Genomic DNA, 11,722 nt, shown 5'->3' on the forward strand with positions numbered 1-11,722 from the left:
AGAGGCTATCCACGAATAACGCAAATCCACACGAATGATAGAGGTAGACCCGTAGGGCGGCTTTCCATAGCCGCCAAGGCTCACACAAAGACACGAAGGCACAGAGGGTTTCCTCCGTGTCTTTATCCCTTTGTGTCTCTGTGCCTTTGTGTGAAACATGATTCTCACGCAAAAACACAAGACACGAAGGCCGGGGCAGGTATGGGAAACCTGCCCTACGCTCGCCAGAGATTCTCACCGCGGAGAGCGCCGAGAACGCGGAGATTTCAGGGTCAGTCTCTGCGGTCTCCGCTTGCTCCGCGGTGAATCCGAGTCCGTAGGGCGGCTTTCCATAGCCGCCGCGGAGACGGGGCAGGTATGGGAAACCTGCCCTACGCTCGCTCAGAGGATTGCAACCGCGAATCCACGCGATGAAGAATAAACGTGGGCACGTAAGTGCTACGCTCCCCTCCCCATTCGCGTGGATTGGCATTATTCGCGGTTACAGAGGCCGGGGCGGGGATGGCGAGGTGGCCTCCGCGTTTGACACCCAGCCGCTTTGAGAGAAAATGCGGCATACGTGGTTGCGCTTCGGAGGGGACGATGCCATCGGGAAAAATCCACCAGCGAATCAACGAGGCGGCGCTGGCGCTTTGCACCCCTACCGCCTTCGCACTGACCTGGTATGCCACTTCGGACGTCGTCTATGCCCTGGAAATCACCGGCTACGCGCTGGCGGGGATGCTCTTCGGCACGTACTTCGCCGACCCCGACCTGGACCAAGACCACATCACGCGCACCGAGGCGCGCATCCGCCGGTGGCCGATTGTGGGGCTTCCGCTGTATCTGGCGTTCGTGATCTTCTGGTACCCCTACGCCAGGCAGACGCGCCACCGAGGGCTATCGCACCAGCCGGTCATCGGCACGCTGCTGCGCCTCGGGTACATCCTGCTGTTCTTCCTGGTGGCCAACACCATCGGCCGGTGGGTGATCTTCGGCAAGCCCAAGGGGTGGGGCGAGTTGCCCCTGTCGCTCCTCGTGTGGATTGTGCGCCACCCGGCGCAGGCAGGCGCGTGGATCGCGGGCGAGTGCTTTGCCGATGCGCTGCACACCCTGGCCGACCGCCTGTGGCCCGTCGCCGTCCACAAGACCTCCGTCCGCTGGCGCGTGCGGGGATGGGGGTGAGCAAGCCGCCTATCCCGCGCTCACCCAACCGGCGCCGCCACGGGGTTCCGCAACGTCCCCAGGCGCTCTATGCGGGCCTCTACCACGTCGCCCGGCTTCAGGTACCACGAAGTGTCGGGTTCCCGGCCCAGGGCGACGCCCGAAGGCGTGCCCGACGAGATCACATCGCCCGGCTCAAGCCCCATCCGCGACCAGTACGCGATGATGGCCGAGAAGTCGTGGATGAGGTCGCTGGTGTGGCCCTGCTGGCGAACCTCGCCGTTCACGCGCAGTTCCATGCTCAAGATGTGCGGGTCGGGCAGTTCGTCCGCCGTGAGCAAATACGGCCCCATCGGGCACGAGGTGGGGAAACTCTTGCCCAGGGTGAGGAAGCCCGCCTGCCTCTCTGCCGCCTGGACCTCGCGGGCGCTGACATCGTTGAGGATGGTGTACCCGGCCACATGCCGCAGCGCCTGTTCGCGCGGAATGTTCGTGCCGCCCACGCCGATCACCGCCGCCAGTTCCACCTCGTAGTCCAGTTTCTGCGTCCAGATGGGCATGACGATGGGATCGTCGGGGCCGATGACCGACGACGGCGCTTTGAGAAACCCGTAGGGCCTTTCGGGCGGCTTGGCTCCCGGCCCCTGCGTCTCCTCCAGATGCTTGCGGAAGTTCAGGCCCGGGCAGATGATCTTGCCGGGCCGCCCGATGGGCGCTTCCAGCCGCACGTCGCCCACTGGCATGGCAACGCCAAACGGCAGGTCGTCCCAGCGAGACAGGGCCGCATCCAGCACCTTCTGCGCCATGGCCAGGGCCTTCTGCCCCGACCGCAGGAGCGGAAGAACGTCATTCGGGATGGGCGACTGGCGACTGCCGGGGAACGCCCAAACCCGTGCCCGCGCCAGGTCCAGCACGTAGGTTCCCTCGGGGCGCTCCACCAGCAGGCCAAGCCTGCCGCATTTGCGGCTTGTCGCGGGGCAATAGCGTACAATCTTCATCAGGGCCTCCTTGAGCGTTATCGGTGGAATCGTCCGCGGCTAGGCGCGAATCATGACCAGCATCATCTTGAAGCGCCGGATGGCCTTCAGGGCGTGGGGCTTGTGCGCGGGCATCAGGATCATCTCGCCGGCCTGCACCTGGAAGGGAGTCCCCGCGATGGTGATCTCGGCTTCGCCGTCCAGGACGAGCACCAGCGCGTCAAAGGGCGCGGTGTGCTCGCTCAAGCCCTGGCCTGCGTCAAAGGCGAACAGCGTTACGGTCCCCGTCTTCTGGCTGACGATTTCGCGGCTGACCACCGCGCCATCCTGATACGCCACCAGTTCCGACGGGTTCACAACCTGCGCGTGCAAATCGCCCATGGCGTTCCTCCTGCGATAAGGTCGCTGCTGCGGGCTATGATACCACAGTTGTCCCGTCTCAGCAACGCTACGCTATGCGCTCCCGCCACTCTCAGCGCGGGGGGGCGGCCCTGCGCGACCATGCGGCGATTCAGCCTCACCCGCGTAGAGCAAATTGGCAATTTGCTCCACATCCCCTGCCCGCGGTGGAAAGGCGAACGTGCGGCGCGCCCACCCCTCATCGCGGGGGGCGGCCCTGCGCGGCCATGCGGCGATTCAGCCTCACCCGCGTAGAGCAAATTGGCAATTTGCTCTACGCTCTCAGCGCGGGGGCGCCTTGTGCAGAGAAGGCAGAACAAACTCTCCCTGCACGCCCTTGAGTTTGACTCGCAGGGAGACCCGCGGTATCCTTGCCCGCAGCGCGCCCCCAGACACCCCAAGACGGGGGGCAAGGAGCAGAGGATCAATGGAGGCTCTCGCCGAAGTGCGCATACCCGCTTTTGAGGGCGTTCACCTGCACGCGATGGTGGCAGGGCCAGACGATGGCCCCCTCGCCGTGCTGCTCCACGGGTTTCCCGAATGCTGGTACTCGTGGCGGCGGCAGATGCCGGCCCTGGCCAAGGCGGGGTTCCGCGTGGTGGCCCCCGACCAGCGCGGCTACAACCTCAGCGACAAGCCGTCGGACGTGCACGCCTACCGTCTGGACGCGCTGACGGCGGACGTGGCCGCGATTCTGGACTGGGCCGGGCGCGAGCGCGCCGTCATCGTGGGGCACGACTGGGGCGGGGCGGTGGCCTGGCGCTTCGCCATGGACTACCCCGACCGCGTGGAGCGCCTCGTCATCATGAACGCGCCGCACCCTGTGGCGTTCGCCCGCGAACTGCGGCACTGGAGCCAGCGGCGGCGCAGTTGGTACATGTTCTTCTTCCAGATTCCATGGCTGCCGGAGGCGCTGTTGGCCCTGTCGCCTATGGGAACGGCCCGCTTCTTCTTCCGCAAGGTCGCCGTCCGCAAGGGCGCCTTTTCGGACGATGACCTGCGGGCCTTCGCCGCGGCCATGGCTCAGCCCGGCGCGCTCCGCTCCATGATCCACTGGTACCGCGCCGCGTTTCGGCATCCCCCGGCCCAGCGCGTGCGCCCCATTGAAGCGCCCACCCTGCTCATCTGGGCGGTGGACGACATCGCGCTGGGCGTGGAGTTGACGCGCGGCCTGGAGAAGTGGGTGCCTAATCTCACCATCCACTACATCCCGGACTGCGGGCATTGGGTTCAAAACGAGGCCGCCGAGGAGGTCAACGGGGCGCTGCTGGATTTTCTGGGCGCGCGCGGGGCATAGGCGTGCGTACTCGCCCCACCTGTCGCCCTGGGCGGGGGCGTTTGAATCACGAACGCCGCGAATGGGGATCCGCGCGTTCGCACCAGCCCGCAGGGCCTCGCCCCTTCAGCCCGATGCTCTAGCGTCGGGCGGGCTCGCGGGAAACAACACGTAGAGAGGCTTCCCAAATGGCAGCACTCAAATGGTGGCAGAAGGCCGTGTTCTACCAAATCTACCCCCGCAGTTTCGCCGACGGCAACGGCGACGGCATCGGCGACCTGCCGGGCATCATCGGAAAACTGGACTACCTTCAGCGCCTGGGGATTGACGCCATCTGGCTGTCGCCTCACTACCCGTCGCCGCTGTTTGACTGCGGGTACGACATCTCGGACTATACGGGTGTGGCGCCCGAATACGGCACGCTGGACGACTTCCGGCGGTTTCTGGACGAAGCCCACCGCCGGGGCATCCGCGTCATCCTGGATCTCGTGCTCAATCACACGTCGGATCAGCATCCCTGGTTCCTGGAATCCGCATCCAGCCGCGACAACCCCAAGGCCGACTGGTATATCTGGCGCGACGGCAAGGCCGGCGGCCCGCCCAACAACTGGCAGTCCACGTTCGGCGGCCCCGCGTGGGAATACGTCCCCGCCCGCGATCAGTACTACTACCACTACTTCTTCAAGCAGCAGCCCGACCTGAACTGGCGCAACCCCCAGGTCAAAGAGGCCATGTTCCGCGCCGCCCGCTTCTGGCTGGACATGGGTGTGGACGGCTTCCGGCTGGACGCCATCGGGACGATCTTTGAGCACCCCGCCATGCCCGACCACCCCGTGCCCATGAACATCGGCCAGTTGCGACACCTGGGCGAGTCGGCCCAGACGGCCGAGCAGCGGGCGGAATGCGCCAGGCTCTGGGACGCCATGTTCCAGTACCAGCACAGCCAGCCGGAAGTGCATGACCTGATGCGCGAGTTGCGGGCGCTGGTGGACACCTATGACGGCGACAGGGTGCTGGTGGGCGAGGACGACAACCTGGCCTATTGCCGCAATGGCGAACTGCACATGGTGTTCAACTTCCCCCTCATGCGCACGGAGCGCCTGACCCCCGCCTGGGTGCGGAAGAATCAGCGCGAGCGGCTGAGCGCCCTGGCGAGAATCTCGCCCGACGCCTGGCCGTGCAACACCCTGGGCAATCACGACTCGCCGCGCGTGTACAACCGCTTCGGCGATGGCGTCCACGACGCCGAACTGGCGCGGCTTCACCTGGTTCTCCTGCTGACCCTGCGCGGCACGCCCTTCCTGTACAACGGCGAGGAAATCGGCATGACCGACCTCATGCTGACCGACATCCGCCAGTTCCGCGACGTGCTGGGCATCTGGTTCTACCAGGCGCAGGTGGAAGAACTGGGCGTGCCGCCCGCCATCGCGCTGGAACGCGCTGCCCGCCTGACCCGCGACAAGTGCCGCACCCCCATGCAGTGGGCCCATGCGCCCAATGGCGGGTTCTGCCCCGCCGTGGTGGAACCCTGGCTGCCCGTGAACCCGAACTACGCCGACGGCGTCAACGTGGCGGAACAGGATGAAGACCCCGCCTCGCTGCTGAACTTCTACCGGCGCGCCTTGCGCCTGCGGCGGGAGACGCCCGCGCTGGTAGAAGGCGACTATGTCCCGCTGAACACCAGGGCCCAGGACTACCTGGCGTTCCTGCGGCGAACGGGGCGGCAGACCTGCCTCGTCGTGCTCAACTTCTCGGCGCGGCGGCTGGCGCTGCATGCGACGGGCGAGGCCCGCGTGCTTCTCTCCAGCCGCGCCACCGGCGACGACGCCGCCGCGCCACCCCTGCGGCCGGGCGCGAAACTCGCGATTCTCCCCTACGAGGCGATCGTCCTAGAGTGGGGCGGCGCCGCGCCGCGCATTCGCGGACAGGCTCTGTAACCGCGAGTAACGCCAATCCACGCGAATGTAGCGAGCGTAGGGGCAGGTTTCCATACCTGCCCCCGCCTCCGGCGGCTATGGAGAGTCGCCCCACGTGCTTGGGCATTGTGCCGCCATGCGTGTCTACATCTATTTCATTCACGTAGATTCGTGTTATTCGTGGATAGCTCTCCGGCGGCTATGGAAAGCCGCCCTACGTGTTTGGGCATTGTGCCGCCAGCCGAGGTGCGACGCACCTTCGCCTATCCGCGCAACCTCTACCTCACCTAATCTCCATTCGCGTAGATTCGCGTGGATTCGCGGTTGGAATCCTCTGGCCGAATCAATTTTTGTCCCGCGCCCCGTTGACATCCGACATGAGTTATGATATTATGTAGAAGACTTCAATGCAGCAGGTAGCCTATCGCTGACCAGAATGGGGAAAGGAGTGCAAACACCATGACAAGATCGCGCACCGAGTTGATGGTCAGTCGGCTGAGGGACCTTCAGGCAAGCACGCCCGATATTGAGGCTTCTGCCGTAGTCAGTGTGGACGGGCTTATCATGGCCTCGGCGCTGCCCGCGGACGTGGAAGAGGACCGGGTATCCGCCATGTCGGCAGCCATGCTATCCCTGGGCGAGCGAATCGCAAGCGAATTGGGTCGGGGCTTGTTGGAACAGGTCTATATCCGAGGCGCGCAGGGCTATGTCTTCCTGTCGGCGGTCGGCGAGGACGCCGTGCTCACCGTGCTGGCGCGGAAGGACGCCAAACTGGGACTGATCTTCCTGGACATGCGCCGCGCCGCAGAAGACCTGGCCAAACTGTTGTAATCCAGCGCCCCTCTGTTCTCGGAGGCAGTTGCGGGTGGGGAGTCCCGACCGGCCTGGTTGGGCTCCCCGTTCTTTGTGCGCAGGCCAATCAGCGGGAGAGAAAATGACCAAGTACGTATTCTGCACGGGCGGCGTCGTCTCGTCGGTAGGCAAGGGGGTTACTGCCGCATCCATCGGGCGGCTGCTCAAGAACCGCGGCCTCAAGGTGAGCATACAGAAACTGGACCCGTACCTGAACGTGGATCCGGGCACCATGAGTCCCTATCAGCACGGGGAAGTGTTCGTAACGGTGGACGGCGCGGAAACGGATTTGGACCTGGGCCATTACGAGCGATTCATTGACGAGAACCTGACGCGGGCCAACAACGTAACCACAGGGCAAATCTACTCCGAGGTCATCGCCAAGGAGCGGCGCGGCGACTACCTGGGCGGCACCATCCAGGTCATCCCCCACGTAACCAACGAGATCAAGCGGCGAATCGGCCAGGTGGCCAAGGAAAGCGCGCCCGACGTCGTCATCGTGGAAGTGGGCGGCACCGTGGGCGACATTGAGGGCCAGCCCTTCCTGGAAGCCATCCGCCAGATGCGCAAGGACGTGGGCCGCGACAACGTCCTCTACATCCACCTCACGCTGCTCCCCTACATCGGCTCCACGGGAGAACTGAAGACCAAGCCCACCCAGCACAGCGTCAAGGAACTCCGCTCCATGGGCATCCAGCCCGACGTCATCGTGTGCCGCTCCGATTACCCCGTGAGCAGCGCGCTGAAGGACAAGATCGCCCTGTTCTGCGACGTGGACCGCGAGGCGGTGGTGCCCCTGGAGACGGCGGAGACCATCTACGAAGTGCCCCTGATTCTGGAGGAGGCGGGGCTAGGCTCCTACGTGGCCGCACGCCTGGGGCTGTCCACCGGCGCCGCCGATTTGACCGAGTGGCGCGAGATGGTCAACCGCATCAAGGCGCCCAAGGAGCGGCTGGACATCGCGCTGGTCGGCAAGTACGTGCAGTTGCAGGACGCCTACATCAGCGTGCGCGAGTCGCTGATGCACGCGGGCTTCCACCGGGGCGTGGACGTGAACATCCACTGGGTCAACTCCGAGGAACTGGAGAAGGGGCGCGGGTACGACGTGCTGGGCCAGGTGGACGGCATCGTCGTCCCCGGTGGGTTCGGCTACCGCGGCATTGAGGGGAAAATCCTCGCGGCGCGGTTCGCCCGCGAGAACAAAGTCCCCTACCTGGGCCTGTGCCTGGGCATGCAGGTCATGGTCATTGAGTTCGCGCGCCACCTGGTGGGCAGCGACGAGCCGAATAGCACCGAGTTTGACCATTCCACCCGCTACCCGGTGATAGACCTGCTGCCCGAACAGCGCTCCATCTCCGATATGGGCGGCACGATGCGCTTGGGCGTGTACCCGTGCCGACTGGTGCCCGGCACGCGCGCGGCCCAGGCCTACGGCGTGCCCGAGGTGCTGGAGCGGCACCGCCACCGCTTTGAACTCAACAACGAGTTCCGCGACATGCTGACCAAAGGGGGACTCATCCACAGCGGCATCTCGCCCGACGGGCGACTGGTGGAAATCTGCGAGGTGGCCGACCACCCCTGGATGGTGGGAAGCCAGTTCCACCCGGAGTTCCAGTCGCGCCCCAACCGGCCGCATCCGCTGTTTGTGGGCTTCGTAGAGGCCGCGATACGCCACAAGGCCGCCCGCAACGCTGGCTCCCGCTAGCGGTTCTGCCAGAAGTGGGCGATGGTGCGCCGCAGCCCTTCCTCCAGCGAGACGGCAGGCTCCCAGCCCAATTCGCGGCGCGCCTTGTCGGCGTTCAGGAAACTGCGGAAGACATCGCCCGGCCTGGGCGGGTCATAGCGCGGCTCCCGCATGTAGCCGGTGATGGACTTCATCATGGCGAACAGGGCGTTGACGGTGGTTCCCCGCCCGCACCCGATGTTGTACGCCTGCCCATCGCCGCGTGACAGGGCCATCACGGCAGCGCGGGCGCAATCCTCCACGAATACGAAGTCCCGCTCCTGCTCGCCGCTGCCGTAGATCACCACCTGCTCGCCGTCCAGCATTCGCTGGGTGAAGATGGACACCACCCCCGCCTCGCCGAAGGGGTCTTGCCGAGGGCCGTACACGTTGGCCAGGCGCAGCACGGTGTAGGCAAGGCCGTGCACCTGGCGATAGAAATGCAGGTAGTGTTCTACGGTGTGCTTGCTCACGCCGTAGGGCGACAGGGGCATGATGGGGTGATCCTCGTCGCAGGGAAGGTACTGCGGCTCGCCGTACAGCGCCCCGCCCGTGGAGACGTACACGAACTTCTCCACGCCGCCGCGCACGCATTGCTGCAACAGGTTGACCGAACCCAGGATGTTCACCGTCGCGTCGCGGACGGGGTCGGCCACCGAGACGGGCACCGAAGCCTGCGCGGCCAGGTGCACCACCGCCTGCGGGCGCGCGGCGTCAAACACCGCCGCCAGATCGGGCGAGCCGATATCCGCCAGGAAGAACGCGGCCCGCGGGTTCACGTTCTCGCGGCGCCCTGTGCTCAGGTTGTCCACGACGGCCACCTCGTGCCCGTGCTCCAGCAACAGATCCACGACGTGGGAACCGATGAATCCCGCTCCGCCGGTTACCAGGACGCGCTTCTTGCCAGCGGCGGGTTCAGAATGAGATTGCATGCGATTTTGGCTCCTTCCATGCGTTGAAGTGGGCGCGCCCCAGGCGCAGCACAGGCGGCGCGAGGGCGTCCCGTGGACTACTGCGTCTCGTCCAGAAGCCAGCGAATGTAGTCGGCGCTCCCGTCGGCGATGGGCATGGCGATGACCTCGGGCACCTGGTACGAATGCAGCGCCTTGACGCGCTGAATGAGGGCGGGCAGGCGGGTGTCCGTGGTCTTGATGATCAGCAAGACCTCGCGATCCTCTTGCACCTGCCCTTCCCAGCGGTACACCGAGACGATGGGCGACACGATGTTCGCGCAGGCCGCCAGGCGCTCCTCCACCAGGGCGCGGGCGATGCCCGTGGCCTCGTCGGCGGTCGCGGCGGTAACGAATACGATCATCGGCTTCATGGGCCTTCTCCTCAGGCGAGGCGATTTCTATCGTCGCGGCCAGGCTGCGGGCAACTCCCGCCCCTCCGCCAGCATTCGCTGCACCAGCGCCTTTTCCTCGTCGCGGCTGCTCACCTCTCCGTCCAGGCGCGCCGCCAGCACCGCCGCCAGGATGTTCTTGTACAGCGGCCCCGGCGACAAGCCCATCGCCTTGAGGTCATGGCCGGTGATTTCGGGGCGCACATGGCGCAGGCGCAGGATGTAGTCGGCCACGCGCTCCCGCACCACGTCGGCAGACGCGGCGTACCACAACAACTTCACCGCGTCCACAGGCGCGGCATCCAGAAGCCGGCAGATTTCGCTGGGCTTCATCTCGCGACGGGCGAGTTGCCGCTCGTTGGCCATCAACTGCGCCGTCGCCGTCAGCAGGTCCGCCAACTGGCGACGAAAGCGGAAACGCTCCACAAACGCGGCCAATTCCCGCTCGGGCAGGCGCGCCGTCAGGAGCGCCAAATAGCCGTCCCGCAGCGCGTCGCGGGCGGGCCTGTCGCCCCACGGCGGAACGTCCTCGCGCAGGCGCCGGAACCGCTCGCGGAGCCAGGCGTCGCACGCCAGGCTTGGCGAGATGTGGCGCAGGATTCCCAACTCCTGCAAGCGCGCCAGGATGTCTTCGGGCGCGCGCTCCTCAAGGATCAGGAGCAACTCGTGGAGAATGCGCGGGCCGGAGACCTTGTCCAGCAAGTCCACGGCGTTGCGCAGCAACTCCTCGGTTCGCGGCTCCATGTAGAACCCCATGCGCGTCTCAAAGCGAGCGGCGCGGAGCATCCGCGTCGGGTCCTCCACAAAACTCAGGCTGTGCAGCACGCGGATGAGTTTGTGGTTGAGGTCCGCCTCGCCGCCGTAGAAATCCAACAGTTCGCCGAAGTGCTCCGGGTCCACGCGGATGGCCAGAGTGTTGATGGTGAAATCCCGACGGTGCAAATCCAACTTGATGGAACTGCGTTCCACCTTGGGGAGCACGGTCGGCTCCTCGTAGAACTCGGTGCGCGCCGTGGCGAAGTCAATGTTGCCGGGGAACTCGGGCGGGCCGTTGGGCACGCCCTCCAGGAGCCAATTGGCCGTTTTGAACTGGGCATGGACGCGCACCTTGCCGCCGATGCGCCGGGCCAGTCTCCGCGCCAGGCGGATGGCGTCGCCCTCCACCACGAAGTCTATGTCAAAGTTGGGAATCCCCAGCAGCAGATCGCGCACGAACCCGCCCACCAGATAGGCAGAAACCTGCATGTCGGCAGCCTCGCGCCCCACTTCTTGGATGAGGCGTAGCAGCGACGGCGGCAGCGTCTGGGCGAGTTTGTTGGCGATCTCGGCCCGTCGGGGGTTGGGGGGCACGGCCCACAGTTTCAGCAGGTCCGTGCGCGTTACGATGCCGATGACCTCGCCGTCGCGCACCACAGGGACCTGGCCGACTCGGTTTTCCACCATCACCTGGCGGAGTTTCTCCACCGGGTCGTTGGGCGACACGGTTACGTCGCCGGCCACCATGTACAGGCGGGCAGGCGCGCCGCCCAGCCCGTGGTGCAGCGCCCGGTCTACCTCGCGCCGCGTGAGGATGCCGATGACCTTGCCGCGCTCCACCACGGGGAAGCCCTCGTGGCCGTAGCGGGTCATGAGGTCGGCGGCCTCGGCGATGGTGGTGTCGGGGCCGACGGTGTGAACGCCGAAGGACATGATCTCGCCCACGGTAACGGCAGGCATCACGCGCTCCTTGAGGTACGCGACGAGCGCCTCCTTGACCTCCGCCGCCGTCCGCCCGCGCACCAGCGCTGCCGCCGCGCGGCTGTGTCCGCCCCCGCCGAAGAACGCCGTCGCATCGGCCACGTTGATGGCCTCGGACGTGCTGCGCGCCACAATCTGCACGTGCTCACCCATCTGCACGATGACGAACAGCGCGTCGGGGTCAAGCAAGTCTCGCAGTTTGTGGGCCAGCGTGGAAATCTCCTCCACATGCTCCGGCACCGTGGCCGTGGCGATGGCCACGACTTGCCCGCCGAACTCCATGGTCTCGCTGTTCTGCAGCAATTGATCGTACAGATTGCGCTGCCGTTCGGTAAGGGGGTAGCGGAGGTAGCGGTT

At 65.8% G+C, this 11,722-nt stretch carries 10 protein-coding genes; 5 read left to right on the plus strand and 5 right to left on the minus strand.

From position 1 onward, the window contains the following. The first annotated feature begins 582 nt into the window (after positions 1–582). The gene (locus tag H5T65_12400) at positions 583–1,164 is read left to right on the plus strand and encodes a DUF2227 family putative metal-binding protein (protein MBC7260036.1); all 582 of its coding nucleotides are present in this window, start codon (positions 583–585) and stop codon (positions 1,162–1,164) included. Positions 1,165–1,184: 20 nt separating this feature from the next. Here the strand turns inward: H5T65_12400 and H5T65_12405 are convergent, their stop codons facing one another. Continuing rightward, complete coding sequence (locus H5T65_12405) at positions 1,185–2,141, minus strand: fumarylacetoacetate hydrolase family protein (protein MBC7260037.1); 957 nt, start codon at positions 2,139–2,141, stop codon at positions 1,185–1,187. Between the two features lie 39 nt (positions 2,142–2,180). Further along, complete coding sequence (locus H5T65_12410) at positions 2,181–2,501, minus strand: cupin domain-containing protein (protein ID MBC7260038.1); 321 nt, start codon at positions 2,499–2,501, stop codon at positions 2,181–2,183. A gap of 445 nt (positions 2,502–2,946) precedes the next feature. On the opposite strand from H5T65_12410, the gene H5T65_12415 reads away from it, so the two are divergent. From H5T65_12415 to H5T65_12430, 4 genes are all read left to right on the plus strand, one after another. Next, the gene (locus tag H5T65_12415; protein MBC7260039.1) at positions 2,947–3,816 is read left to right on the plus strand and encodes an alpha/beta hydrolase; all 870 of its coding nucleotides are present in this window, start codon (positions 2,947–2,949) and stop codon (positions 3,814–3,816) included. Between the two features lie 167 nt (positions 3,817–3,983). Continuing rightward, entirely contained in the window at positions 3,984–5,732 is a 1,749-nt protein-coding gene (locus H5T65_12420; GenBank protein ID MBC7260040.1) for an alpha-glucosidase, read from the plus strand. Positions 5,733–6,170: 438 nt separating this feature from the next. Next, complete coding sequence (locus H5T65_12425; GenBank protein ID MBC7260041.1) at positions 6,171–6,542, plus strand: roadblock/LC7 domain-containing protein; 372 nt, start codon at positions 6,171–6,173, stop codon at positions 6,540–6,542. Positions 6,543–6,645: 103 nt separating this feature from the next. After that, positions 6,646–8,268 carry a CTP synthase gene (locus H5T65_12430; protein MBC7260042.1) on the plus strand — a complete coding sequence of 541 codons (1,623 nt, stop codon included), beginning with the start codon at positions 6,646–6,648 and terminating at the stop codon, positions 8,266–8,268. Here H5T65_12430 and H5T65_12435 read toward each other — a convergent pair. From H5T65_12435 to H5T65_12445, 3 genes are all read right to left on the minus strand, one after another. Then, a complete protein-coding gene (locus H5T65_12435) occupies positions 8,265–9,218 on the minus strand; it encodes an SDR family oxidoreductase (protein MBC7260043.1) in 954 nt (317 codons plus the stop codon). The genes H5T65_12430 and H5T65_12435 overlap by 4 nt on opposite strands. Before the next feature lie 77 nt (positions 9,219–9,295). After that, on the minus strand, positions 9,296–9,610 hold the full coding sequence (locus tag H5T65_12440) for a divalent-cation tolerance protein CutA (GenBank protein MBC7260044.1): 315 nt from the start codon (positions 9,608–9,610) through the stop codon (positions 9,296–9,298). 27 nt (positions 9,611–9,637) lie between these two features. Beyond that, positions 9,638–11,722: CBS domain-containing protein (locus H5T65_12445; protein MBC7260045.1), on the minus strand; the 2,085-nt coding region annotated here is incomplete at its 5' end.

It is taken from the genome of Chloroflexota bacterium (assembly GCA_014360805.1).
Classification (GTDB): Bacteria; Chloroflexota; Anaerolineae; order DTLA01; family DTLA01; genus DTLA01.